Below are 25,593 nucleotides of genomic sequence, written 5' to 3'. Positions count from 1 at the left end.
ACCGAGAGGCACTGTCATGGAGCAGTTCACGACCCACACCGGCATCGGCGTCCCGCTGCGACGCAGCAACGTCGACACCGACCAGATCATCCCCGCCGTCTACCTCAAGCGCGTCACCCGCTCGGGCTTCGAGGACGGCCTCTTCGCCGCCTGGCGCGGGGACGAGACCTTCGTCCTCAACCAGCCGGCCTACTCCGCCGGGTCCGTCCTCGTGGCGGGTCCCGACTTCGGCACCGGTTCCTCGCGTGAGCACGCCGTCTGGGCGCTCATGAACTACGGCTTCCGGGTCGTCATCTCGAGCCGCTTCGCCGACATCTTCCGGGGCAACTCGGGCAAGCAGGGACTGCTGACGGCCGTCGTCTCCCAGGATGACGTCGAGCTCCTCTGGAAGTTGCTCGAGAACGAGCCCGGCACGTCCGTGACGGTCGACCTCGAGTCGCGCACCATCACCGCGGGCGAGCTCGTGACGACCTTCGAGGTGGACGACTACATCCGCTGGCGTCTGCTCGAGGGGCTCGACGACATCAGCCTCACGCTCCGTCACCAGGACGCCATCACCGCCTTCGAAGAGGGCCGTCCGGCCTGGAAGCCGGTCACCGCGGCGCAGGGCTGAGCCCCCACGCCTGCCCGTCGGCGGCGTGTCGCCCGTGAGTTTTCCGCGGCGACCGCAGTCCGGGCCGGGCGAGGCGAGCAGGGCTTGATGTCGGGCCGGGAGTCGTTGTCTCACAACGGCGCCCGGCCCGAGTCGTGTCCTCGCGAGGCTTCCTTCGGGCCGCCTCCGGGTGCCCCCGCATGCGCAAATCCGCTGTCCCACAACGAGAAGAGCGTCCCGTTGTGGTGGACGCGTGACGTTGTGAGTCCTAACGTCAAGGCAGGCGGGGCGATGCGGCCCAGCTGTCCACCGTCGGAGTCTCTCCGGCACGCATCCTTCTTGGGAGTAGATGTGAACAAGGGAGAACTGGTCAAGGCGCTCGAGTCCACGCTCGGGGGTCGCAAGGCCGCAGCCGATGCGCTCGAGGCCGTGCTCGATGCGATCGTCCGAGAGGTGGCCAAGGGCGGGAAGGTCGCCATCACCGGCTTCGGCACCTTCGAGAAGGCAGCCCGCGCCGCCCGCACGGGACGCAACCCCCGCACCGGCGAGACGGTGAAGATCAAGAAGACGTCCGTGCCGCGCTTCAAGGCCGGGACGTCCTTCAAGGACTACGTCGCCAAGCCCAGTTCGCTGCCGAAGGCGGCCCCCGCGACCGCGCGCGCCAGTGCCACGACGAGCACTGCGCCGGCCAGTAAGGCCGCGACGAAGAAGGCAGCAACCAAGAAGGCAGCGACCAAGAAGGCCGCGACCACGAAGGCGGCGCCCGCCGCGAAGAAGGCCACGGTCAAGAAGGCCGCGACGACGAAGGCGGCGCCTGCCACCAAGAAGGCCGCCACGACCAAGGCAGCGGCCACGAAGGCGGCGCCCGCGACGAAGAAGGCCGCCACCAAGAAGGCCGCCACGTCCAAGGCAGCGGCCACGAAGGCGGCGCCCGCGACGAAGAAGGCCACGGTCAAGAAGGCCGCGACGACGAAGGCGGCGCCCGCCGCGAAGAAGGCCACCACGACCAAGGCAGCTGCCACGAAGGCGGCGCCCGCCACCAAGACCGCAGCCACCAAGGCGGCGACCGCATCGACGAAGGCGACCACCAGCAAGGCCACTGCCACGAAGGCCGCCACCACGAAGGCCGCCACCAAGAAGGCCACCACCAAGAAGGCCGCCGCGACGCCGGTCATGCCGGTCACCCCGGCCACGGCCGTCACGCCGGACGCACCGGCAGCGGCGCCCACCGAGACGGCCTGATTCAGTCCGACGTCACGACGGACCCGTCACCCCACCGGGGGTGGCGGGTCCGTCGCTTGTCCCGTGCAGGGGGCCGGTGCCGGTGTCGGCTGCGGGTGCAGGGGGCACGCCGGGCACGGGCTCCTGCGACGTGCGACGGCGTGCCCGACCTATCCTCGAGGAGCAGACACCGCCCCCTGGCGGCGACCGACCGTCCCCGAGCCGAGAAGGCCCGCGCCTCAGCATGATTCGCTTCGACAACGTCAGCAAGGTCTACGGACGCTCCAAGCGTCCCGCGCTCGCGGAGCTCGATCTCGAGATCGAGCGGGGCGAGTTCGCCTTCATCGTCGGCCCCTCGGGGTCGGGCAAGTCCACGCTGCTTCGGCTCGCGATCCGCGAGGAACGCGCGACGAGCGGTCAGATCCTCATCGCCGGACACGATCTCCGTCGGCTCCCGCACCGCAAGGTGCCCCGCCTTCGTCGCCAGATCGGCACCGTCTTCCAGGACTACCGACTCCTGCCCAACAAGAACGTGTCGCAGAACGTCGCCTTCGCGCTCCAGGTCATCGGCAAGAGCAGTCGCCAGATCAAGTCCCTCGTCCCCGAGACCCTCGAGCTCGTCGGCCTCTCGGACAAGGCGAAGCGGATGCCGCACGAGCTGTCCGGTGGTGAGCAGCAGCGCGTGGCGATCGCGCGCGCCGTCGTGAACCGGCCGCCGATCCTTCTGGCGGACGAGCCGACCGGCAACCTCGACCCCGCGACGAGCCTGGACATCGTCCGGCTCATCGAGCGCATCCACGCCACGGGCACGACCGTCGTCATGGCCACCCACGACACGACCATCGTCGACGCCCTGCGCAAGCGCGTCATCGAGCTGTCCGACGGGCGGCTCGTGCGCGACGAGGCCGAGGGCACCTACGTGCCGCTGGACCTCCCGCGCGGCGACGACGCCGGGGTCGAAGAGGCGGGGGCCAACCACGCCCCGGGAGTCCTCGACGACGACGAGGAGGTGCGCTGACATGCGGATCTCCACGGTGCTCGGCGACAGCTTCCACGGCCTGCGCAAGAACGTCTCGATGGCCCTCTCGGTCATCCTCGTCACGATGGTCTCGATGTATTTGCTCGGCCTCGGGCTCCTCGCCCAGCGGCAGGCCGATCAGATGAAGGGCTACTGGTACGACCGCGTCCAGGTCTCCATCTACCTGTGCACCGACGACTCGATGCAGGGCAACTGCGAAGGCGGTGGGGTCACCGACGAGCAGAAGGAGACCATTGCCGCTCAGCTCGACGAGATGAAGCCGCTGGTCAAGGAGGTCTACCACGAGACCGAGGAGCAGGCCTTCGAGCGCTTCCAGGAGCAGTTCAAGAACTCGCCGATCGCCGGCAACGTGCGCGTCGGTGACATCCCGCAGAGCTATCGGGTCTCCCTGTCCGACCCCACGAAGTACGACGTCGTCGTCAGCTCCTTCGAGGGGGCGCCCGGGGTCGCGAGCGTCCAGGACCAGGAGAAGGTGCTCAAGAAGTTCTTCACGGTGATCAACCGGGTGACCTTCTTCTCGGTGCTGCTGGCCGGGCTCATGGTGCTCTGCGCCGTGCTGCTCATGGCCACGACCGTCCGGCAGGCCGCCTTCACCCGACGCCGCGAGATCAGCATCATGAAGCTCGTCGGCGCCTCCAACGCGACGATCCGCACACCGCTGCTGCTCGAGACGATCATCGCCGGCCTCATCGGCGCCGGCCTGGCCGTCGCGCTGTTGTGGTCGACGGTGCACTTCATCTTCAGCCGCTACCTCAACACCGTCGTCCTCGACCAGGCGATGATCGGCACGTCCGACGTGTGGTTCCTCGCCCCCTTCCTCGTCGTCGGCGTCGTCGTCCTCGCGGCGGTCACGGCCTCGGTGACCCTGTGGCGGTACCTGCGGGTGTGACGCGCCTGTGACTCGAGTTGCCCATGTGACACGGCGCGGGGCGGTACCGTGGCTCTCGATGCTGGCTCAAGGAACACGTCTGTCGTTGCTCCGAGGTCGCGCCGGGACCGGCGCGGCCCTCGCGCTGTGCCTCGCGCTGTCGATGGGCAGCGCCAGCGCCATGCAGTCCGAACCGGACCCGGGGCAGCAGAAACAAAAGGTCGATCAGCAGCTCGCCGACAGCCAGCACGACCTGAGTGAGACCTCGGCGAGCCTCGTGCACGCCTATGACGCCCTGAAGGCCACCCGGGCCAAGATCCCGGCCGCCCGTGCCCGGCTCGCGAAGGCGCAGAGCACCGAGGCCGCTGCCGACGCGCACAACGCCGAGATGGCGGCCGCGCTCGCGGTGGCGGAGGCCGACGAGGCCCGCGCCGTGAAGGACCTCGCCAAGACCAATGCCAGCATCAGCTCAGCCCGCAAGCGGGTGGCCGGCCTCGCCGCGCAGATGTACCAGGAGCAGGGACTGGGGCAGCTCTCCGTCGCGATGAGCGCCCAGGACCCGAGTGAGCTCGCGGACCGGATCGCCCTGTCCGACACCGTCGCCGAAGTGCAGAACCAGTCGATCAGCGCGTTGGCGACGTCCAAGGCGACGCTGACCTCGCAGGAGAGCCACCTGCGCGCCCTACGTGACCGCACCGCCGAGCTCAAGGACGAGGCGCAGTCCGCCCTCGACCAGGCCACGGCGGCACGTGCCGACGCAGCCACCGCCAAGGCGGAGGTCGAGCGCATCGAGTCGACCCAGACCCGGCAGGCGTCGGCCCTGCGGGACCAGCGGTCGAAGGAGCTCAACCAGGTCGCCAAGATGCAGGCCGAGTCGGACCGTCTCGGCAAGGTCCTCGAGGAGCGCGCACGTCGGGCTCGGATCAAGGCGGCCAAGATCGCCGCCGCCCGCGCAGCACGTGAGGCCGAACGGGCCGCGGCGCGTGCCGCAGCGGAGCAGGCCGCACGCGATGCCGCCCGGGATGCCGCGCAAACGCAGAACCAGCCACGCTCCAACCCCGCGCCCGACCCGGCGCCGCAGGCGCCCGCGCCTCCGGCACCTGCTCCCCAGTCCGGCGGCTACCTGTCGGTCCCGGTCAACGCCCCGGTGACGTCGGAGTTCGGCTACCGGATCCACCCGATCTACGGCACGGCCCGGCTGCACGCCGGCCGTGACTACGGCGCCGCCTGCGGCACGCCCGTGCGCGCCGCCGCCGGGGGCGTCATCGTCTCCGCCGGGGTCGCTGGCGGAGACGGCAACCAGATCGTCGTCGACCACGGCGTCCAGCGGGGTGTCGGCCTCGCCACGACCTACAACCACCTGCAGTCGTTCGCCGTCAGCGGCGGCCGGGTCTCGCGCGGCCAGATCATCGGCTACGTCGGCACGACCGGCACCTCGACGGGCTGCCACCTGCACTTCGAGACGCGGGAGAACGGGATCCCCGTCGACCCGCGCGAGTGGCTCTGACGCGGTAACGGCTTCGACCCCCTTCGCGCCGGCAGGTAGCCTGTCCCAGCGATCCGCGCGAGCTGCGCACGACCCCGCGAGGAGGTGGGAACCATGGCCAAGAAGGACACCGCCGAGGGCCGCAAGACCATTGCGAGCAACCGCAAGGCCCGGCACGACTACACGATCGGCGACACGTTCGAGGCCGGCCTCGCCCTGATGGGGACCGAGGTGAAGTCCCTGCGCATGGGACGGGCCTCCCTCGTCGACGGCTACGCCGTCTTCTACGGCGACGAGTTGTGGCTCGAGGGCGTCCACATCCCCGAGTACATCGCGGGCACGTGGACCAACCACACGCCGCGCCGCCGCCGCAAACTCCTGTTGCACCGCGCCGAGCTCGACAAGATCATGCTCAAGACCCGCGAGAGCGGGCGCACCGTGGTGCCGCTGTCTCTCTACTTCAAGGACAGCCGCGTCAAGGTCGAGATCGGGATCGCGACGGGTAAGCGGGAGTACGACAAGCGCCACGCCCTGCGTGAACGACAGGACAAGCGCGAGGCCGACCGGGCAATGAACACCAAGAACGCCAGAACTGCCGACGGGGGACGCTGATGGACAGCAGGGGGAGTGGTCGCGGCTTCGCGATCTCCACGCGATCGATGACCGCACTGGTGGGGGCCCTCTTCCTGCTCCTCGGCGCCCCGGCGCTGGCCTCGGCCACCACGTCGGCGACCGGCACCGGCCTGTCGGGCTCCGCCGCGGCCGACGAGCGGGTCACCGCCTACGACGTCGACATCGACGTCCGCGAGGACGGGTCGATCCGGGTCACGGAGCACGAGACCCACCGCTTCCCCGAGGGTGAGGAGCGACACGGGATCCTGCGCAACATCACGGTGCGCGCCGGCTACCAGGGGCGCACGGACGTCTACCGCAACTACGAGCTGAGCGACCTCGAGATCACCTCGCCGACGGGCGCCCCGACCGAATACACCGAGAGTGACGACGGCGAGGACCTCCAACTGCGGATCGGCTCGCCCGACGAGGTGGTCGAGGGGACCCACGAATACGTCATCTCCTACACCCTGGCCAAGGCCGTCAACGAGATCGACGCGGAGCACGTGGAGCTCTTCCACAACATCGTCGGCACGGCCAACCAGCAGTACATCGACGACCTCAGCGTGACCGTGTCGGGACCGGCCAAGGCCACGCGCGCGCTGTGCAAGTACGGCGTCTACGGGCAGGGCACGGACTGCACGGCGAAGGCGGGCAACCCCTCGACCTTCTCCCACACCGACCTCGGCCCGGGCGAGGGCATGACGGTGGCCGTCGAGATGCCGCGCTCGGCGTTCGGCGCCGACCTCGCCCCCGAGCTCGTCGAGGGTGACCCGGCCGACCCGGACGCACTGCCGGAGGACACGAAGAACGCCCTGAACGGTGCCCTGGCCGCCGGCGGAGCCTTCATCCCTCTCGCCGCGGCGTCGCTCATGGGCCTCCTCGTCTGGAAGCGGGGCCGGGACGAGCACTACGCCGGCCTGACGCCGGGTCTGCTTCCCGGGCCCGGCGAGGAGCCTGTCGTGCGGCGCGGCGCCTCGCCGCCGGTGGCGGTCCAGTTCAACCCGCCGCCGGGCGTCCAGCCGGGCCTGGTCGGCGTCATCATCGACGAGAGTGCCGACACCGTCGACGTCTCGGCGACCATTGTCGACCTCGCCGTGCGGGGCTACCTGCAGATGGCCGAGGTCGAGAACAGCCGCAATGACTGGCGGCTCCAGCGGACCGAGAAGCAGCAGGACGGCGAGGCGCTCAGCGCCTACGAGAACGAGCTCCTCGAGTCCCTCTTCGCCGGCGGATCCGAGGTCCTGCTGTCCGACCTGCGGGGCTCCTTCGCGAGCACCCTCGGGCTCGTCAAGCTGCACATGTACCAGGAGGCCGTGGACCGCGGCTGGTTCCGGCGCTCGCCGGAGGCCCAGCGTGCCACCTGGGTCGGGGTCGGCTCGTTCCTCATGATGATCGGCGTCGTCCTCGGCTTCTTCATGCCGTCGTTCCTCGGCATCGGGAGTGACCTCGGCATCGGCGGCACCCCCTTCAACGGCTTCCACGTCCTGGGGATCGGGATCGTCATCGCGGGGCTCGTGTGCCGCGCGCTGGGGCACCGGATGGCCTCCCGGACGGCCGTCGGCAGCGCCATGCTCGCGCAGTCCCGCGGCTTCCGCCGCTACCTCGAGACGGCCGAGGCGGGTCAGATCCGCTTCGAGGAGGCCAGTCAGATCTTCAGCAAGTTCCTGCCCTACGCCATCGTCTTCGGCGTCGCCGACCGCTGGGCCAAGACCTTCGAGAAGGTCGCCGAGGCCGCCGAGCTTGCGGGCCAGCCGATCATGATGCCGACGTGGTACGTCGGCTACGGGCCCTGGCAGTCCGGGGCCTTCGGCGGGCTCGCCCACGGGGTCGACGACTTCGCCACGCACGCGGCCGGCACCTTCGTCTCCACGCCGGGCTCGTCCGGTGAGAGCGCCTTCGGCAGTGGTGGCTTCGGCGGCGGCAGCTTCGGCGGAGGTGGCGGGTTCTCCGGCGGGGGCGGCTCGGGCAGCAGCGGCGGCTCCTGGTAGCGCTCGCGGATCGGAACCCACGCAGAAGGGCCGGACACCCACTGGTGTCCGGCCCTTCGTCCGTCTGCGCCATCAGGACGACGTCGTCCCTCAACGACAGACGATGTGTCTCACTTGTTGAAGGCGTCCTTGATCTTCTCGCCGGCCTGCTTCAGATCGGCCTCGGTCTGCTCCGCCTTGCCCTCGGCCTCGAGGCTGGCGTCATCCTTGGCGTCGCCGAGCGCTTCCTTGCCCTTGCCGACGAGGTCGTTCTTGGCGTTCTCGATCTTGTCGGAGAAACCCATGTCCGGAACCTTCCTCTCGCGGTCCCCGCACTCCGCGGGGGCCTTGGTCGACCCCGATGACCGGGGACGGTCCGTCGACCCTCGCACGGATCGGGGACCGCGCGCCACCGAGGTGACCGCGGTGTCGGGATTCAGGCGACGACGACCAGCAGGTCACCGCCTTCGACCTGCTGAGGGCCGCTGATCGCCAGCCGCTCGACCGTGCCGGCGAGGGGGGAGGTGATGTTGGCCTCCATCTTCATGGCCTCGATCGTCGCGACGACGGCGCCCGCCTCGATGGCCTGGCCGGCCTCGACATGGAGGGTCACGACGCCGGCGAAGGGGGCGGGCACCTGGCCCTTGACGCTCGGGTCGGCCCGTTCCGCAGCCTTGACGTCGACGGCCACCGATTCGTCGCGCACCTGCACCGGCCGCAGCTGGCCGCCGAGCGTCATCATCACGGTCCGGAGGCCACGCGCATCGGCGTCGGAGATCGACTGCAGTCCGATGATGAGGGTCTTGCCGGGCTCGATGTCGATCTCGGTCTCGGTGCCGGTCTCGAGGCCGTGCAGGTAGGTGCGCGTGCCGAGCACGGAGAGGTCGGAGTAGGCCTCGCGCGAGGCGAGGAACTCCGCGGACGGGCCGGGGAAGAGCAGCCGGTTGAGCGTGGGGCGCGGGTCCGCGGCAAGCGCGGCGGCGTCCTCGGCGGTGAGTTCCTCGTCCCGGGCGGGGCGTGGGGGTCGGCCGGCGAGCGCCTTCGTTCGGAAGGGCTCGGGCCAGCCGCCGGGCGGGTCACCGAGCTCGCCGTCGAGGAAGCCGATGACGGACTGCGGGATGTCGTAGGCGGTGGGGTTCTCCTCGAAGTCGGCCGGGTCCGCGTCGGCGCCGACGAGGGCGAGGGCAAGGTCACCGACGACCTTGCTGCTCGGCGTCACCTTGACGATGTTGCCGAGGATGTCGTTGGCCGCGGCATACATGTCCTCGACCGCCTCGAAGCGCTCACCGAGTCCGAGGGCGATCGCCTGCTGACGCAGGTTGGACAGCTGACCGCCGGGGATCTCGTGGGTGTAGACGCGGCCGGTGGGGGAGGCGAGGCCGGACTCGAAGGGGGCGTAGAGGCGCCGCACTCCCTCCCAGTAGGGCTCGAGGTCGCAGACCGCCGACAGGTCGAGTCCGGTGGCGCGCTCGGTGCCGTCCGTGGCGGCGATGAGGGCGCTCATGGAGACCTGGCTCGTCGTGCCCGACATCGGTGCGCTGGCCACGTCGACGGCGTCGACACCCGCGTCGACGGCGGCCAGCAGCGTCCCCAACTGGCCGCCGGCGGTGTCGTGGGTGTGGAGGTGCACCGGCAGGTCGAACCGCTCGCGCAGGGCGCTGACGAGGGTGCGGGCGGCCGGTGCGCGCAGCAGTCCGGCCATGTCCTTGACGGCGAGGACGTGCGCTCCCGCCTCGACGATCTGCTCGGCCAGCCGGAGGTAGTAGTCGAGCGTGTAGAGCCGCTCGTCGCGGCCGTGCAGGTCGCCGGTGTAGCAGAGCGCGACCTCGGCGACGGCTGTCCCCGTGGCGCGCACGGCGTCGATGGCGGGACGCATCTGGGACACGTCGTTGAGGGCGTCGAAGATGCGGAAGACGTCGACCCCGGTGCGGGCGGCCTCGGTGACGAAGGCGTCCGTGACCTCGGTCGGGTAGGGCGTGTAGCCGACGGTGTTGCGGCCGCGCAGGAGCATCTGGAGCGGCAGGTTGGGCATGGCCTCGCGCAGCAGCGCCAGCCGCTCCCACGGGTCCTCGGCGAGGAAGCGCAGGGCCACGTCGTAGGTCGCGCCGCCCCAGCATTCGACGCTCAGCAGTTGCGGGGTCGTCCGGGCGACGTGCGGTGCCACGGCCAGCAGGTCGCGGGTGCGCATCCGGGTCGCGAGCAGCGACTGGTGGGCGTCGCGGAAGGTCGTGTCCGTCACCGCGACGGCGGTCTGCTCACGCAGCGCCCGGGCCCACTCCTGCGGGCCGACGCGGGTCAGCAGGTCGCGCGACCCCGCGGGCGGCGCGGCGGACAGGTCGGTGGCGGGTAGGCGACTCGCGGGAGCGACGGTCGTCGTCGCCTCGCCGTGGGGCTTGTTGACCGTCACCTCGGCGATGTGGCGCAGCAGCTTGGTGCCGCGGTCCGCGGGGGTCCGCGATGTGCGCAGGTGCGGGCGCTGGTCGATGAAGGAGGTGGAGAGCCGGCCTGCGAGGAAGTCGGGCTCGTCGAGGAGCGCCTGGAGGAAGGGGATGTTCGTCGCCACGCCGCGGACGCGAAACTCGGCGAGGGCCCGGCGCGCGCGGCTCACCGCGAGCGGGAAGTCGCGTCCGCGACAGGTCAGCTTCACGAGCATCGAGTCGAAGTGGGCGCTCACCTCGGCGCCGACGAAGATCGTGCCGCCGTCGAGGCGCACCCCCGCGCCACCCGCGGAGCGATAGACCGTGATGACGCCGGTGTCGGGGCGGAACTCGTTGGCCGGGTCCTCGGTCGTGATCCGGCACTGGAGGGCGGCGCCGCGCACGACGATGTCCTCCTGCGCCAGGCCGATCTCGGGGAGGGTCTCGCCGCTGGCGATCCGCAGCTGGAGGCCGACGAGGTCGACGTCGGTGATCTCCTCGGTGACGGTGTGCTCGACCTGGATGCGCGGGTTCATCTCGATGAAGACGTAGCGACCGTCCGGTGCGAGCAGGAACTCGACGGTGCCAGCGTTGACGTAACCGATCTCCTTCGCGAAGGCGACGGCGTGGGCGCACATCCGGTCGCGCAGCTCGGGGTCGAGGTTGGGTGCCGGCGCGATCTCGACGACCTTCTGATGGCGGCGCTGCACCGAGCAGTCGCGCTCGTAGAGGTGGACGACGTTGCCCGCGCCGTCGGCGAGGATCTGGACCTCGATGTGCCGCGGGTCGACGACGGCCTGCTCGAGGAAGACCGTGGCATCGCCGAAGGCGGACTCCGCCTCGCGCATGGCGGCGCCGATGGCGTCGCGCAGGTCCTCGCGTCGCTCCACGCGGCGCATGCCGCGACCGCCACCGCCGGCGACGGCCTTGACGAAGATGGGGAAGCCCACCTCCTCGGCCTGCTCGACGAGGGCGTCGACGTCCGTGCTCGGGGGGACGCTGTCGAGGGTCGGCAGGCCGGCCGCGCGCGCGGCGGCGATGGCTCGCGACTTGTCGCCGGTCAGGTGCAGGACGTCGGACGGCGGCCCGACGAAGGTGAGCCCGGCGGCGGCACACGCCTCCGCCAGGTCGGGGTTCTCGGAGAGGAAGCCGTAGCCGGGGTAGACCGCGTCCGCGCCCGCCTTCACGGCCGTCGCGACGATCCCCTCGGGATCGAGGTAGGCGCGGACCGGGTGGCCCGGCTGCCCGATCTGGTAGGCCTCGTCGGCCTTGAGCCGGTGCTCGGAGTTGCGGTCCTCGTGCGGGAAGACGGCGACGGTCGTCGCGCCCAGTTCGGTGGCGGCGCGGAAGGCGCGGACGGCGATCTCGCCACGGTTGGCGACCAGGACCTTGCGGAACACGATGTGGCTCCTTCGCTGGAATGCGGACGTGTCGCTGACTCTAGCCAGCGGTCGCCGCGGGGGAATGTCGTTGTCCGGGTGGTGGTTGGACGAGTTACAGTGCAGGACGACAACTCAACAGCGTGACGTGTGCCCCATGGGGGTGATCGGTTTCGACATTGATCGGTTCACCAGGGGAAGCGGGTCGAGGATGCACGGTTATCTCGTAAACGCTCCGTGTAAACCAATAGGTGCCGATTCCAAGCGCACCGACTTCGCCCTCGCCGCCTGAGCGAGCCTCGAAGTCCGTCAGCCTGAGTTAGTTCTCGCCTCAGTGTCTGGCGCCAGCTAGAGAACTTGCTGCGCAACCATGTCGAGGGGTTGCGCGGGACTCCTACTCGACTGGGCCTGTCGGAGAACGTGTGTGCGCGAGCTCCGGGGCCGAGAAAATCCACAGCACACTGCACCCGGAGAAGTCCTGGTCATCCGTCAGTGGACGCGGGTTCAATTCCCGCCACCTCCACCACCCACAGTGCACACGTCACGCGAGTTGCTCGGGAGGGCCCGGTCAGGCGACCGGGCCTTCCGCATGTCCGGCTGTCAGCGGTCGTCGTGTCGGCGGCTCCGCCGTCAGGCCCACTCCCAGCGCACCGTCACGGACGCGGTGACGCTCGACCCGCCGGCCTCGAGCGGCATGCCGCCGGCTCGCATCTTGGCGAGGAGGTGGGGCGGTCCCTCGGCGCCGGTGGTGGAGTCGGTCACGAGGACGACGCGCCCCAGCTCACGACCCGCCAGCGCCGCGTACTGCTCGGCGATGCGACGGGCATCGGCGAAGGCGGCCTCGCGCGCCCGCTCCGCGAGGGGCTCGGGGTCGGCGATCTCGAAGCCGATGTGGTGGATCGTCAGGGCGTCGCCGACGGCACGGCTCAGCGTCGAGGTCAGTTCACCGGCGAGCTGACGATCGGAGACGCGGCACGTCAGCGACTGCCGGGCGGTGTAGCGGCGGGGCGTGTCCGACTCGAGGGGATCCTCGTGGACGCCGGCCCCGGTCGTGTGCAGGACCACGCCGTCGGGCCCGCCTTCGGCCCGGCAGGCATCGACCAACGTGCGCATGGCGGCGTCGGCGCCCACCATGGCCTGCGCGACGGAGGGCTTGGTGACGTGCACGCCCAGATCGAGGCGCACGACGTCGGGGGTCGCGCTGGCGACGCCGGTGCCGGTGACCTCGAGGTACTCCGCGGGCTGCGACGTGTGGTGGCTCATGCCACGAGACTACGACTGGCCCACCACGGCAGGGAGGGACTTCGCCGGATTGGCCCCGGTCCGCCCGACGACGGGCGATGGCCGCCTCGGCACCGGTTGCCGGATACCGGCGGGTAGTTGGTTTGATGGAGTCATGCCCGCGCCGTCAGTGTCCAACTCCATCACCATCCGCCTCACGATCCCCGCCCAGGCCACGAGCGTCAGCCAGCTCACGAGCCTCGTCGAGAAGGACGGAGGCGTCGTCACCGGCCTCGACGTGACGCAATCGGGCCACAAGCGACTTCAGGTCGACCTCACGGTGATGGCCAGCGACACCGACCACGCGGAGCGCCTTGTCGAGATCGTGCGCAGCGTCGAGGGCGTGGTGATCGACAAGGTTTCCGACCGCACCTTCCTCGCTCACCTCGGCGGCAAGATCGAGATCCGCTCCAAGATGCCGATCCGCAACCGTGACGACCTCTCGCTCATCTACACCCCGGGCGTCGCCCGCGTCTGCCAGGCCATCGCCGAGCACCCCGAGGACGCCCGTCGCCTGACGATCAAGCGCAACACCATCGCGGTCGTCACCGACGGCACCGCCGTGCTCGGCCTCGGCAACATCGGCCCGCTCGGGGCGCTGCCCGTCATGGAGGGCAAGGCGGCCCTCTTCAAGCGGTTCGCCAACATCGACGCCTTCCCGATCTGCCTCGACACGACCGATACCGAGGAGATCATCGCGGCGGTCAAGGCGATCTCGCCGGTCTTCGCCGGCATCAACCTCGAGGACATCTCCGCGCCCCGCTGCTTCGAGATCGAGGCCCGGCTGCGCGAGGAACTCGACATCCCCGTCTTCCACGACGACCAGCACGGCACGGCGATCGTGGCCCTGGCCGCCCTGCGCAACGCGCTGCGCGTCGTCGAGAAGGATCTCGCCGACGTCAAGATCGTGCTCAGCGGCGCGGGCGCCGCGGGCAGCGCGATCCTGCGGCTCCTCATGCACGCCGGCGCCCAGCACGTCCTCGTCACGGACATCAACGGGATCGTGCACTCGGGTCGAGAGGACATCGTCGGGCTCGGGGTCGAGACCGGTCTGGGCTGGATCGCAGCCAACACCAACGCCGACGGTCACACCGGCACACTGCGCGACGCGGTCCGCAACGCCGACGTCTTCATCGGGGTGTCGGCGCCGAACATCCTGCGCGGTGACGACATCGCGACCATGGCCGACGGCGCCATCGTCTTCGCCATGGCCAACCCCGTGCCCGAGGTCGACCCGGTGGAGGCGGCCGAGCACGCCGCCGTCGTCGCGACCGGCCGCTCGGACTTCTCGAACCAGATCAACAACGTCCTCGCCTTCCCCGGCGTCTTCCGCGGCCTGCTCGACGCCGCCTCGACCCGCATCGACCTCGACGTCCTCCAGGCCGCCGCGGACGCCATCGCCTCGACGGTGGGGGAGGACGAGCTCAACGCGGCCTACATCATCCCGAGCGTCTTCCACCCGGACGTGATGAAACGCGTGGCCGCTGCCGTCGTCGAGGCCGTGAAGCACTCCGGCACCCAGGTCCCCTCGCTGGCCGATCGCACCGCGATCATCGGTGACCTGAGCGACGCCGACGGGCTGGCCGCGTCGGACGGCTCGGACGGCTACGTCCCGGCCGGTCGCTGACCGAGGGATGTCAACGGCGCTCGACGGACAGCCGGCGAAGGTCGCCCGCGGCGCCCGACCGTGGGCGGCCGCCTTCGTGGTGTTGCTCGCGGTGCACCTGCTCTCGCTCTACTGGCCGCGGGTCGCGGTGTCCGGCCCCGTCTCGTGGTCGGACAAGGTCATGCACGTGCTGCTCTTCGCGGCGCCCGTCCTGGCCGGGCTGCGCGCGAGGCTCCCCCTCGTCCCGCTCGTGGCCGTCTTCGCGCTGCACGCGCCGGTGAGCGAGCTCGTGCAACACGTCGCGCTCCGTGGGCGCTCGGGCGACGTGTCCGACGCCCTGGCCGACCTGGCGGGGGTGGGTCTGGGCCTCGCGCTGGCGCTCCTCATCCGGGGTCCGCGCCGCGTGTCCTGAGGCAGCCCCGAGGGCTGGTAGCATGGACGGACCAGTTCGGCGCGCATGGCTGCGCCCCCGGAGCGATGACGCTCCCCATCCTGATTCCTACTCCGACTGGTCCCGCCGGATGACACATGTTGATCTGGCCCACCGGGTGCAACGCACCTGAGGTTCGTCTTCTTTAGTTTCCCTCGCCAGGTGACCCGAGACGTACCTGTTTCGAGTTGCTGAAGTGAGTGATTTTTTCATGCCCAAGAAGTCGTCGACCGAACCCAAGAAGGCGCGCTGGACCACGGCCCAGAAGGCCGCCAAGACCAAGAAGCCGCACCACCGCGGACAGGGCGGCGCCACGCCGTCCGACAAGCGTCGCGAGCGCACCGGCGAGCGGTCCTTCGACCGCCCCCGTCGCGACGAGCGCCCCGACAACCGTGGCGAGCGTCGTTCCTTCGACGGTCCCCGTCGTGAGTTCAACCGCGATGACAACCGCGGTGAGCGTCGCTCGTTCGACGGTCCCCGTCGTGAGTTCAACCGCGACGAGCGTCCGGACAACCGCGGCCCGCGTCGTGAGTTCAACCGTGATGACAACCGTGGCGAGCGTCGTTCGTTTGACGGCCCGCGTCGTGAGTTCAACCGTGATGACAACCGCGGTGAGCGTCGCTCGTTCGACGGCCCGCGTCGTGAGTTCAAGCGCGATGACAACCGTGGCGAGCGTCGCTCGTTCGACGGCCCGCGCCGTGAGTTCAACCGTGACGAGCGCCCGGACAACCGCGGCCCGCGTCGCGAGTTCAACCGTGATGACAACCGTGGCGAGCGTCGTTCCTTCGACGGTCCCCGTCGTGAGTTCAACCGCGATGACAACCGTGGCGAGCGTCGTTCCTTCGACGGTCCCCGTCGTGAGTTCAAGCGCGATGACAACCGTGGCGAGCGTCGCTCGTTCGACGGCCCGCGCCGTGAGTTCAACCGTGACGAGCGCCCGGACAACCGCGGCCCCCGCCGCGAGTTCAACCGTGATGACAACCGCGGTGAGCGTCGTTCCTTCGACGGCCCGCGCCGTGAGTTCAACCGTGACGAGCGCCCCGACCGTGGCGCTCGCCGCCCCGCCTTCGGCGCGCAGGGCCACGGCCCGCGTCGCGAGTTCAACCGTGACGAGCGCCCCGACCGTCCGCGCTTCTCGCGGGACGACCGACCGACCCGCGACACCCGCGAGCAGGACGTCGACCCCGAGGCCGAGCGCATGCAGGCCGACACCTGGGTGAAGGCGACCCGCGCCGAGGTCGAGGGTCCCGTGGACGTCGCCCAGGACAACGGTTTCGCCGCCCTCGGCCTGCCGGCCGTCCTCGTCGAGCGACTGGCCCGCGAGGGCATCACGACCCCCTTCCCGATCCAGGCCGCCTCGATCCCTGACGCCATGGCGGGTCGCGACATCCTCGGTCGCGGCCAGACCGGCTCGGGCAAGACGCTCGCCTTCGGCCTGCCGACCCTCGCCCGCCTCGCCGGCTCCAAGGCGGAGCCGCGCAAGCCGCGCGCGCTCATCATGGTCCCGACGCGCGAGCTGGCGATGCAGGTCAGCGACTCGCTCGAGCCGCTCGTGCACGTCGTCGGCCTGCGCCACAAGCTCGTCGCCGGCGGGCTGTCCTACACGGGTCAGCTCGCGGCGCTCAACCGTGGCGTCGACCTGCTCATCGCCACGCCGGGTCGCCTCAACGACCTCCTCGAGCGGGAGGCGCTGACCCTCGACGCCGTCGAGATCGCGATCCTCGACGAGGCCGACCACATGGCCGACATGGGCTTCATGCCCGAGGTCACGGCCATCCTCGACCAGATGCCCGCCGGTGGGCAGCGACTGCTCTTCTCGGCGACGCTCGACAAGGGCATCGACAAGCTCGTCGAGAACTACCTCACCGACCCGGTGACGCACTCGACGGACGATGCCACCGCGTCGGTCGACACGATGGCGCACCACATCTTCCTCGTGGAGCCGCAGCACAAGAAGGTCATCACGGCCGAGATCGCCAACCGCGAGGGGCGCACGGTCATCTTCGTGCGCACCAAGCTCGGCGCCGACCGTGTCGCCATGCAGTTGCGTGAGTCCGGCGTCTTCGCCGCGGCCCTGCACGGCGGGCTCAACCAGGGTGCGCGCAACCGCGTCCTCGGCGCCTTCCGTGACGGCACCCTCCCGGTGCTCGTGGCGACGGACGTCGCGGCCCGCGGCATCCACGTCGACGACGTCTCCGTCGTCGTGCAGGTCGACCCCCCGGCCGACCACAAGGACTACCTCCACCGCTCGGGCCGCACGGCCCGCGCCGGTGAGGAGGGGACCGTCGTCACCCTCGCCCTGCCGCACCAGCGGCGGACGATGGAGCGTCTGGCGCGTGACGCCGGCGTCGACGTCACCCCCGCGAAGGTGACCCCCGGTGACGAGCTCATCGTCGCCGCAGGGGGCAGCGCCCCCAGCGGCGAGCCGGTCGACCACACGAAGGTCGCCCGCGTGCTCGAGGCCCCGAAGCGGGGCGGTCGCCACGGCGGCCCGCGTCAGGGTGGGAACCGAAGCGGATACCGCGGCGGTCGCGACGGCGGCTATCGCGGCAACCGCGACGGTGGATCACGAGAGGCTCGCGGCGGTCACCGCGAGCGCTCGTACCGCGACTGAGTCGTGAGTGGCGGCGCCGCCGCGATCCGACCGCGCTGAGCGACCTTCACGCGCAGTGAGATGGGACGCCGGAGGCGCCACGCACCACCAAACACCAGTGCCCCGAACGCCAGTGGCGTTCGGGGCACAGTGCTGTGTGAGCCCTGCCCGGGGGAGTCTCATCCCGGCGGGGCCTGACGAGGCTCCGTCGGGCTTTCGCCGGCGAGGGGCACAATGGGGCCTATGGCGAGCGCGCACCTCACCGGACACCTCCTCGTGGCCAGCCCCGAGCTCAGCGGGGGCGTCTTCGAGCGCTCCGTCGTGCTCGTCCTGCACCACGACGAGTCCGGCGCGCAGGGCCTGGTGCTCAACCGGCCGGTCGACGCCGAGGTCGACTCGGTCCTGCCGGGGTGGGAGGAGCACACCACCAGCCCGCAGGTCGTCTTCCAGGGCGGGCCGGTCGGGCTCGACTCCGCCATCGGGGTCGTCTCGGTGCCGGGCGACGACGGCGAGCCGATCGGGATTCGTCGACTCTTCGGGTCCGTGGGCCTGGTGGACCTCGACGCGCCGCCGGTGGTCGTGCGGCCGCAGATCACGGGGTTGCGCATCTTCGCCGGATACGCCGGGTGGTCGCCCGGACAGCTCGAGGGGGAGATCGAGGACGACGGCTGGTACGTCGTCGACGCCGAGTCCGGGGACGTCTTCAGCCACGAGCCGCAGGAGTTGTGGGCGCGGGTGCTGCGTCGTCAGCGCTCCGAATTGTCGCTGCTCTCGACGATGCCGCAGGACGTCTCACTCAACTGAGCCGGACCGGGACTCGGCTCGGCGGGCACGCTTACACTGGCCGGATGAGCGAGCCACTGCCTCCCCTCGACGACCCCAACGCCCCCACGGGCCAGCCGTCCACGTCGACGGCGGTCCTCGAGCGCGAGGAGGTCATCCCGCAGCTCCAGGAGCCGGGTGACCACGAGCGCTTCGCACACTACGTGCGCAAGGAGAAGATCCTCGAGAGCGCCCTGTCGGGGGAGCCCGTCACGGCGCTCTGCGGCAAGGTCTGGGTGCCCGGTCGCGACCCCAAGAAGTTCCCGACCTGCCCGGTCTGCCAGGAGATCTACGACGGATTGCGGTCCCCGCAGGACGGCGGCGACGGCGACCAGGGGTGATCGAGGCGGCGGCGTCCTGCCGCTGCGCCCATGACCGCCGTGCGGTTGACCAAACCTTGACGGAAGTCGGCCTCGGGCTTGACCCTGAGCGCCGAGCGCGTGGCTAACGTGCCGAGGACCACCGACACCCCACCAGGGTCGTCGGGGCCATCGGAAAGGACACGCATGTCGCACCGCAAGGCGCTCGCCACCTCCTCGATCCTTCTCGCCCTCGTCGGGTTCGGCGCCACGAGCGCCCCCGCCTCGGCCCAGGTCGCCCCCACCGACGCACCGGCGGCCGCGGCGTGCGAGACGCACGACGAAGCGGGCAGTTTTGCCCGCACCGCGCGCGGTGGCAACCGCGTCGACCCGCACGAGCTCAGCCAGGCCCAGGTGGACCGCATGGAGGCCGCCTTCGACAAGGCCCTCGCGGCCAAGGGGCTGACGATCGGCAGCAACGGCAAGGTGGCCGAGAAGGGGAAGCCGGGCACGGGCACGCCGGGCACCTTCGTCCCCGCGACGATCGCGGTGCACTGGCACACCATCACGGACGGAGCCAAGGGCGCCGTCTCGTCGTCGCAGATCAGCAACCAGATCTCGGTCCTCAACAACGCCTACAGCGGCACCGGGCTCTCCTTCTCTCTCGCCTCGACGGACACGACGAACAACGCGGGTTGGTACAACCAGCTCGACCACGGATCCACCGAGGAGAAGGCCATGAAGACGGCCCTGCACGAAGGGGGCAAGGCGGACCTCAACGTCTACACGGCGGACCTCGCCTCGGGCCTGCTCGGCTGGGCGACCTTCCCCACCTCCACGGTGAGCGCCATGGACGGCGTCGTGCTCCTTGATGAGTCCCTCCCGGGTGGGGACGCCTCCCCGTACAACCTCGGTGACACCGCGACCCACGAGGTCGGTCACTGGGCCGGGCTGTACCACACGTTCCAGGGCGGCTGCCGCGACGGCGACGAGGTCACGGACACCCCGGCCGAGCAGTCCCCGGCCTACGGATGCCCGACGGGGCGCGACTCGTGCGCCACGAAGGCAGGCACCGACCCGATCAAGAACTTCATGGACTACACCGACGACGCCTGCATGAACACCTTCACGGCCGGTCAGGTGACCCGCATGCAGAACCAGTGGGTCGCCTTCCGCGTCAGCTGAGCCGACACGCCCGGCCCGCCGGGCGCCACGGCGGCGCGACACGCCGCAGGTCACGGACAGGCCCCGCCCCCACGGGCGGGGCCTGTCCTCGTGGGCTCCGAATCGCGGATATCGTGGGGAACCTATGAGTTCGACCGCGGCCACCCATCTCTCACCCGCCTTCCCGGAGCGGGCTGCGTGGGGTACCGCCTCGAAGCTGCGCGCCTGGCAGGCCGAAGCGCTCCGCCGCTACCTCGAGAGCGGCGAGAAGGACTTTCTCGCCGTCGCGACGCCGGGGGCCGGCAAGACCACCTTCGCGCTGCGCGTGGCCGTCGAGCTCATGGAGCGCGACATCATCACGGCGATCACGGTTGTGGCGCCGACGGAGCACCTGAAGACCCAGTGGGCCGACGCGGCCGCGCGGGTCGGCATCCACCTCGACCCCAAGTTCGCCAACACCTCGGCGGTGCACAGCAGCGAGTACGACGGCGTCGCGCTCACCTATGCGCAGGTGGCCGCGAACCCGGGGGTGCACGAGCGCCGCACGCGCGGCGAACGGACCCTGGTGATCCTCGACGAGATCCACCACGGCGGCGACGCCAAGTCGTGGGGCGACGCCATCCGGGAGGCCTTCGGAGCGGCCGAGCGCCGCCTGGCCCTGACCGGCACCCCCTTCCGCTCGGACACCAACCCGATCCCCTTCGTCCGCTACGAACTCGACGAGTCCGGGATCTTGCGCTCGTCGTCGGACTACACCTACGGCTACGCCGAGGCGCTGCGCGACGGCGTGGTTCGCCCCGTCCTCTTCATGGCCTATGGCGGCGCCATGCGCTGGCGCACCCGGGCTGGCGACGAGGTCGCCGCCAGCCTCGGCGAGCCGATGACGAAGGACCTCACCGCGCAGGCCTGGCGCACGGCCCTCGACCCGAAGGGGGAGTGGATCCCCTCGGTGCTGGCCGCGGCGGACAAGCGGCTCACCGAGGTGCGCCGGCACGTCGAGGACGCCGGAGCACTCGTCATCGCCTCGAACCAGACCGCAGCCCGCGCCTACGCGCGGATCCTCGAACAGATCACGGGGGAGAAGCCCACCGTCGTTCTGTCCGACGACGCCGGGGCCTCGGGGCGGATCGAGGAGTTCGCGGCCGGATCCCAGCGCTGGATGGTGGCGGTTCGCATGGTCTCCGAGGGCGTCGACGTCCCGCGCCTGTGCGTCGGTGTCTACGCCACGTCGACCTCCACCCCGCTGTTCTTCGCGCAGGCCGTGGGGCGCTTCGTGCGCGCGCGGCGCCGGGGTGAGACCGCCTCGGTCTTCCTGCCCAGCGTTCCCTTCATCCTCACGCACGCGGCCTCGATGGAGGAGGAGCGCGACCACGCCCTCGACCGGACCCCCGCGGACGACACCGCCGGGATGTGGTCGAAGGAGGAGGGGCTGCTCGCGCGGGCCAACGCCAGCGAGAGTGCGAGCGCCGACCTCGAGGGCAGCTTCGAGGCGCTCGAGTCCGACGCGCACTTCGACCACGTCCTCTTCGACGCACAGCAGTTCGGCCTGCACGCCGAGATCGGCTCGGAGGACGAGCAGGACTACCTCGGCCTGCCGGGGCTGCTCGAGCCCGACCAGGTGGCGACCCTGCTCACCGAGCGGCAGACGAAGCAGTCGAAGAAGACCGGCGCGCAGACTCGGCCGGAGCAGCCGGTGTCCGCGCACCGCGCGCTGGCCGCGCAGCGCAAGGAGCTCAACAAGCTCGTCGCGGCCTACGCCAAGAAGCAGGGCGTCCCGCACGCCAACGTGCACATGGACCTGCGGCGCTCGTGCGGTGGTCCCGAGCTCGCGGCGGCGACCTCCGACGAGGTCACGGCGCGGATCGAGGCGATCCGGCGCTGGTTCGTCGGTCGCCGCTGACGGCTCGCCGCGGGGCTGCTCCGGCGTCGAGCTGACGCTGGACCAGCGGCAGCGTCCGGTAGGGAATGCGGGTCGCGAGGGCGATCGAGGTGTTGGCGCGGATGACGTGGGTGTCGTCGACGACCTCGTCGATGACCCGCTGCAGGTCCGCGTTGTCCCGTGCGACGATCCGGATGACGAGGTCGCCCGAGCCGGTGATGGTGTGCGCCTCCAGGACCTCCGGCACGGCCTCGAGGTGACGCACCACCGGCCCGTGGCCGCGTCCCTGGCGGATCTCGAGCGTGCACAGCGCCATCACGGGATAGCCCAGAGCGGCCGGGTCGAGCTGCGGCGTGAAGGAGTCGATGACCCCGCGCTGGACGAGCGAGTCGAGCCGGGACTGCACGGTGCCGCGGGCGACGCCGAGCTCGCGGGAGGCCCCGAGGACCCCGATCTGAGGCCGCTCCGCCAGCAGGGCCAGGAGGCGGGCGTCGAGCTCGTCGATGGAGCGGTCCGGGGTCGTCATGGTCAAAGTGTCCACCGCATCCCCCATCTGCGGCAACACACTGCGCACACTGACCGATCTGAGGACGTACGGTTGCCCATGCCATGCCGAGGCGTCACCCTGACGGCATGACCGACACCTCCGTTGACCTGACCCCGGCCGAGCGGGCCGCCGACCTCGACCTCGAGACGCTCAAGCAGCTCGTCGGGCTCGTCGAGTACGACGAGAGCACCGACCCCTTCCCCGTCACGGGCTGGGACGCCATCGTCTTCGTCGTCGGCAATGCCACGCAGACCGCGCACTACTACCAGTCCGCGTGGGGGATGGAGCTCGAGGCCTACTCGGGTCCCGAGACCGGCAACCGCGACCACAAGTCCTTCGTCCTGCGTTCCGGCTCGATCCGCTTCGTCATCAACGGTGCGGTCGACCCCGACAGCCCTCTCGTCGCCCACCACGCCGCGCACGGCGACGGGGTCGTCGACATCGCGCTCGAGGTGCCCGACCTGGACCGCTGCATCGCGCAGGCGCGCGCGGCCGGGGCCACCGTCGTGCGGGAGATCGAGGAGCTGAGCGACGAGCACGGCACCGTCCGGATGGCCGCCATCGCGACCTACGGCGAGACCCGGCACACCCTCGTGGAACGCGGCGACTACACCGGCCCCTACCTCCCGGGTTACGTCGAGCGGTCCTCGACGTGGGTCAAGCGCGCGGGTGCGCCAAAGCGTCTCTTCCAGGCGCTCGACCACATCGTCGGCAACGTCGAGCTCGGCAAGATGGACGAGTGGGTGACCTTCTACAACAAGGTCATGGGCTTCGTGAACATGGCCGAGTTCATCGGCGACGACATCGCCACCGACTACTCCGCGCTGATGTCCAAGGTCGTCGCCAACGGCAACCACCGCGTGAAGTTCCCGCTCAACGAGCCGGCCATCGCGAAGCGGAAATCACAGATCGACGAGTACCTCGACTTCTACCGCGGCCCCGGCGCGCAGCACCTCGCGCTCGCCACCGGCGACATCCTCCGGACGGTCGATGAGTTGCGCGCCAACGGGATCGAGTTCCTCGACACCCCCGACTCGTACTACGAGGACCCCGAGCTGCGCGAGCGCATCGGCCAGGTCCGGGTGCCCATCGAGGAGCTGCAGTCGCGCAAGATCCTCGTCGACCGCGACGAGGACGGCTACCTCCTGCAGATCTTCACCAAGCCGCTGGGTGACCGCCCGACGGTGTTCTTCGAGATCATCGAGCGGCACGGGTCGCTCGGCTTCGGCAAGGGCAACTTCAAGGCGCTCTTCGAGGCGATCGAACGCGAGCAGGACAAGCGCGGCAACCTCTGACGAGGGGGTGAAGGGGGCCGGCGTCGCCGGCCCCCTTCGCGTGCCGTCGGACGACGGCCGGGGTCGGGTCGTGCGCGTGAGAGGGTGAACCCATGGGGAATCCGCAGAACCCGGGTTGGTACGAGGACCCGCAGGACGACAGTCAGCTCCGCTACTTCGACGGAGTCGTGTGGAGCAAGCACACGACTCCGCGGCAGACGCGGCCGCAGGCGCCGCAGCCGCAGCCCGTCGACCCGACGCTGACGTGGCGTCACGAGGGGAACGTGCACGGTCCCGGCGGGGGCCAGGGCCAGCAGAGCCCGTACCAGCAGTACGGCCAGACGCCCGGGCAGCAGGGACCGGGCCAGCCCGCGCCGTGGCGGCAGCAGCCGGCGGGCACTGCCCCCGCGAACTTCCGCGCGGCCCCCGACGGCACGCCGCTGGCGTCGTACTGGCAGCGCGTCGGGGCCTACCTCATCGATGCGGTGGTCCTGGGGATCGTCACGCTCGTCCTGCTCGGTTGGCTCTTCTACCGTGCCATGCAGCCCTTCTTCTCGGCTCTCGCCGACGCCCTCGAGACGAACGACCCCTCGGCGTTGGACGCGCTCGACCCCCTGGCACTCGTCGACATGCAGTACTTCGTGCCCGCTGTCGTGCTGTCGTACCTGCTGGGGGTGCTCTACCACGTCGGCTTCGTCGCGCGGTCCGGCCAGACGCCAGGCAAGCGGCTCGTGGGCATCAGCGTCCGCCGTCGTGATCGGGCCGGCGCTCCCGGTGTGGCCGTCGCCGCACGGCGTTACGCCCTGCCGCTGCTGCTCAACCTGCTCGGTTCGCTCCCCGTGATCGGGAGTCTGGCGGTCATCGGGTGGATCCTCGACCTGCTGTGGCCGGCGTGGGACGACCAGCGGCAGGCCTGGCACGACAAGGTGGCCGACACCCTCGTCGTGCAGGGGAGCCAGCAGGCTCAGACGTCGCCGCCCGGGCAGCCCGGACAGCCGCCGTACCATGGTCTACGGTGAGCGCATGAGCGACGAGAGCACCACTGCGCAGAGCGCGGACGGCGTCACCGCCGTCGACCGTGTCGCGGTCGTCAACGCTGCGGGCGAACACCGCTTCGAGATCACCGTGGACGACACCCTCGCCGGGTTTGCGAGTTATCTCGATGTCGAGAACCAGCGGATCTTCTTCCACACCGTGGTGTTCGATGCCTTCGGCGGCCAGGGGCTGGCCGGGCGCCTCGTCGACGTGGCGGTGGCCGAGACCAGCGATGCGGGTCTGCGGATCGTGCCCGTCTGCCCCTACGTCGCCACATGGCTCACGCGCCACGAGGAGTACGCCGGGATCGTCGACCCGGTGTCGCGGGAGTCGCTCCTGGCCGTCCAGGCCCAGGAGGAGGCGCAGCAGTAGCAGCGCCCACCAAGAGCCGTGACAGACGACGACGCCCGTGACCTCCATCGAGGTCACGGGCGTCGTCGTCTCGCTCAGCTGTAGAGGCGCGTGATCACGTCGGCGTACTTGTCGGCGATCGGGCGACGCTTGAGCTTCAGCGTTGGGGTCAGCTCGTCACCGCCGGCCTGCCAGAAGGACCCGAGCCATTGGCACTCTGTCAATAGGTGGGGTTGGTCAGCGCTCCCGCGGGCTGACGGAGGACCGCAGTGCGCCCACCCCGCGGAGGGGGAGACCGCGTCCGCGCATCCGGTCCACCCAGCGGCAGACGGTGGCGTCCGCGATGGGGTCACCCGTGGCCGGCAGCACCAGCCATGCGTCGACGAGGTCCTCGGGGCCGAGCGGCCGGTTCTCCCATTCGATGGCGCGCTCGACGAGGAGGTCCACGAGCGAGTCACAGATGCGGTCGGCGATGATCGTCACCGCGAGGCCGTCGCGCACGAACTGACATGCGCGTCGTGCCGCCGTCGGCCCGCCGCCGATGATGAGGATGCGCCGATCCGGGTGGCCCGGGGCCACGAGGCGCGAGCGCCACTCCGCAGGGACCGCTGTCATGATGACCTCCGACCTCACGTGCCCGATGTCGGGCCTGGGATCGACCCGATCCCGGCAGCGTGTCGCCTGACGGTTTCGCGGGACGCCGCGTCATGTGACGAGTGTGTTAACGC

At 70.5% G+C, this 25,593-nt stretch carries 23 protein-coding genes and 1 other RNA gene; 18 read left to right on the top strand and 6 right to left on the bottom strand.

Going from position 1 to position 25,593, the window contains the following annotated elements; all coding sequences use genetic code 11:
• Window positions 1–16 precede the first annotated feature (16 nt).
• The 7 genes from leuD to ACQBAS_RS09140 all read left to right on the top strand — a co-directional run bounded on the left by leuD (window position 17) and on the right by ACQBAS_RS09140 (window position 7,809).
• Entirely contained in the window at window positions 17–613 is a 597-nt protein-coding gene (gene leuD, locus ACQBAS_RS09170) for a 3-isopropylmalate dehydratase small subunit (RefSeq protein ID WP_427383494.1), read from the top strand.
• A 330-nt stretch (window positions 614–943) separates the two neighbouring features.
• Complete coding sequence (locus ACQBAS_RS09165) at window positions 944–1,834, top strand: HU family DNA-binding protein (RefSeq protein ID WP_427383493.1); 891 nt, start codon at window positions 944–946, stop codon at window positions 1,832–1,834.
• A gap of 223 nt (window positions 1,835–2,057) precedes the next feature.
• Window positions 2,058–2,831, top strand: a complete 774-nt coding sequence (ftsE, locus tag ACQBAS_RS09160) for a cell division ATP-binding protein FtsE (protein WP_427383492.1) — start codon at window positions 2,058–2,060, stop codon at window positions 2,829–2,831.
• 1 nt (window position 2,832) lies between these two features.
• A complete protein-coding gene (gene ftsX / locus ACQBAS_RS09155; RefSeq protein ID WP_427383491.1) occupies window positions 2,833–3,741 on the top strand; it encodes a permease-like cell division protein FtsX in 909 nt (302 codons plus the stop codon).
• A 58-nt stretch (window positions 3,742–3,799) separates the two neighbouring features.
• Entirely contained in the window at window positions 3,800–5,227 is a 1,428-nt protein-coding gene (locus ACQBAS_RS09150; protein WP_427383490.1) for a peptidoglycan DD-metalloendopeptidase family protein, read from the top strand.
• A 93-nt stretch (window positions 5,228–5,320) separates the two neighbouring features.
• Window positions 5,321–5,818 carry an SsrA-binding protein SmpB gene (smpB, locus tag ACQBAS_RS09145; RefSeq protein ID WP_427383489.1) on the top strand — a complete coding sequence of 166 codons (498 nt, stop codon included), beginning with the start codon at window positions 5,321–5,323 and terminating at the stop codon, window positions 5,816–5,818.
• A 47-nt stretch (window positions 5,819–5,865) separates the two neighbouring features.
• Entirely contained in the window at window positions 5,866–7,809 is a 1,944-nt protein-coding gene (locus tag ACQBAS_RS09140) for a DUF2207 domain-containing protein (protein ID WP_427383488.1), read from the top strand.
• 110 nt (window positions 7,810–7,919) lie between these two features.
• Here ACQBAS_RS09140 and ACQBAS_RS09135 read toward each other — a convergent pair whose 3' ends face one another.
• Both ACQBAS_RS09135 and ACQBAS_RS09130 read right to left on the bottom strand, forming a co-directional pair.
• Window positions 7,920–8,093, bottom strand: coding sequence for a CsbD family protein (locus ACQBAS_RS09135; RefSeq protein ID WP_427383487.1), 174 nt, complete (start codon window positions 8,091–8,093; stop codon window positions 7,920–7,922).
• Window positions 8,094–8,224: 131 nt separating this feature from the next.
• Window positions 8,225–11,605: a pyruvate carboxylase gene (locus ACQBAS_RS09130; RefSeq protein ID WP_427383486.1), complete on the bottom strand. Its 3,381-nt coding sequence runs from the start codon at window positions 11,603–11,605 to the stop codon at window positions 8,225–8,227.
• Window positions 11,606–11,743: 138 nt separating this feature from the next.
• On the opposite strand from ACQBAS_RS09130, the gene ssrA reads away from it, so the two are divergent.
• Window positions 11,744–12,110: a transfer-messenger RNA gene (ssrA, locus tag ACQBAS_RS09125) on the top strand.
• Window positions 12,111–12,214: 104 nt separating this feature from the next.
• Here ssrA and ACQBAS_RS09120 read toward each other — a convergent pair.
• Window positions 12,215–12,847, bottom strand: coding sequence for an SIMPL domain-containing protein (locus ACQBAS_RS09120; RefSeq protein ID WP_427383485.1), 633 nt, complete (start codon window positions 12,845–12,847; stop codon window positions 12,215–12,217).
• Window positions 12,848–12,980: 133 nt separating this feature from the next.
• Between ACQBAS_RS09120 and ACQBAS_RS09115 the strand changes: the two genes are divergently transcribed.
• The 7 genes from ACQBAS_RS09115 (at window position 12,981) to ACQBAS_RS09085 (ending at window position 21,679) form a co-directional block, all read left to right on the top strand.
• Entirely contained in the window at window positions 12,981–14,492 is a 1,512-nt protein-coding gene (locus ACQBAS_RS09115; protein WP_427383484.1) for an NAD-dependent malic enzyme, read from the top strand.
• Window positions 14,493–14,499: 7 nt separating this feature from the next.
• Window positions 14,500–14,883 (top strand): VanZ family protein, encoded by a 384-nt coding sequence (locus ACQBAS_RS09110; RefSeq protein ID WP_427383483.1) that lies wholly within the window; start codon window positions 14,500–14,502, stop codon window positions 14,881–14,883.
• A 229-nt stretch (window positions 14,884–15,112) separates the two neighbouring features.
• Window positions 15,113–17,515 carry a DEAD/DEAH box helicase gene (locus ACQBAS_RS09105; RefSeq protein WP_427383482.1) on the top strand — a complete coding sequence of 801 codons (2,403 nt, stop codon included), beginning with the start codon at window positions 15,113–15,115 and terminating at the stop codon, window positions 17,513–17,515.
• A 222-nt stretch (window positions 17,516–17,737) separates the two neighbouring features.
• Window positions 17,738–18,298 carry a YqgE/AlgH family protein gene (locus tag ACQBAS_RS09100; protein WP_427383481.1) on the top strand — a complete coding sequence of 187 codons (561 nt, stop codon included), beginning with the start codon at window positions 17,738–17,740 and terminating at the stop codon, window positions 18,296–18,298.
• A 44-nt stretch (window positions 18,299–18,342) separates the two neighbouring features.
• Window positions 18,343–18,657 (top strand): DUF3039 domain-containing protein, encoded by a 315-nt coding sequence (locus ACQBAS_RS09095; protein WP_427383480.1) that lies wholly within the window; start codon window positions 18,343–18,345, stop codon window positions 18,655–18,657.
• Between the two features lie 165 nt (window positions 18,658–18,822).
• Complete coding sequence (locus tag ACQBAS_RS09090; protein ID WP_427383479.1) at window positions 18,823–19,800, top strand: zinc metalloprotease; 978 nt, start codon at window positions 18,823–18,825, stop codon at window positions 19,798–19,800.
• A gap of 124 nt (window positions 19,801–19,924) precedes the next feature.
• On the top strand, window positions 19,925–21,679 hold the full coding sequence (locus ACQBAS_RS09085) for a DEAD/DEAH box helicase (RefSeq protein WP_427383478.1): 1,755 nt from the start codon (window positions 19,925–19,927) through the stop codon (window positions 21,677–21,679).
• On the opposite strand, the gene ACQBAS_RS09080 is transcribed toward ACQBAS_RS09085, so the two are convergent.
• Window positions 21,630–22,184: an Lrp/AsnC family transcriptional regulator gene (locus ACQBAS_RS09080; RefSeq protein WP_427383477.1), complete on the bottom strand. Its 555-nt coding sequence runs from the start codon at window positions 22,182–22,184 to the stop codon at window positions 21,630–21,632. The genes ACQBAS_RS09085 and ACQBAS_RS09080 overlap by 50 nt on opposite strands.
• Before the next feature lie 107 nt (window positions 22,185–22,291).
• On the opposite strand from ACQBAS_RS09080, the gene hppD reads away from it, so the two are divergent.
• The 3 genes from hppD to ACQBAS_RS09065 all read left to right on the top strand — a co-directional run bounded on the left by hppD (window position 22,292) and on the right by ACQBAS_RS09065 (window position 24,886).
• On the top strand, window positions 22,292–23,500 hold the full coding sequence (gene hppD, locus ACQBAS_RS09075) for a 4-hydroxyphenylpyruvate dioxygenase (protein ID WP_427383476.1): 1,209 nt from the start codon (window positions 22,292–22,294) through the stop codon (window positions 23,498–23,500).
• A gap of 92 nt (window positions 23,501–23,592) precedes the next feature.
• The gene (locus ACQBAS_RS09070; RefSeq protein ID WP_427383475.1) at window positions 23,593–24,498 is read left to right on the top strand and encodes an RDD family protein; all 906 of its coding nucleotides are present in this window, start codon (window positions 23,593–23,595) and stop codon (window positions 24,496–24,498) included.
• Between the two features lie 4 nt (window positions 24,499–24,502).
• Window positions 24,503–24,886, top strand: a complete 384-nt coding sequence (locus ACQBAS_RS09065) for a GNAT family N-acetyltransferase (protein ID WP_427383474.1) — start codon at window positions 24,503–24,505, stop codon at window positions 24,884–24,886.
• Window positions 24,887–24,960: 74 nt separating this feature from the next.
• On the opposite strand, the gene ACQBAS_RS09060 is transcribed toward ACQBAS_RS09065, so the two are convergent.
• Window positions 24,961–25,089, bottom strand: coding sequence for a hypothetical protein (locus tag ACQBAS_RS09060; protein WP_427383473.1), 129 nt, complete (start codon window positions 25,087–25,089; stop codon window positions 24,961–24,963).
• 13 nt (window positions 25,090–25,102) lie between these two features.
• On the bottom strand, window positions 25,103–25,480 hold the full coding sequence (locus tag ACQBAS_RS09055; protein ID WP_427383472.1) for an NAD(P)-dependent oxidoreductase: 378 nt from the start codon (window positions 25,478–25,480) through the stop codon (window positions 25,103–25,105).
• Between the last annotated feature and the right edge of the window lie 113 nt (window positions 25,481–25,593).

The sequence above is a fragment of the Janibacter zhaoxuefangae genome (genome assembly GCF_050271985.1).
Taxonomy (GTDB): Bacteria; Actinomycetota; Actinomycetes; order Actinomycetales; family Dermatophilaceae.
This window is presented reverse-complemented; position numbering and strand designations above follow the sequence as displayed.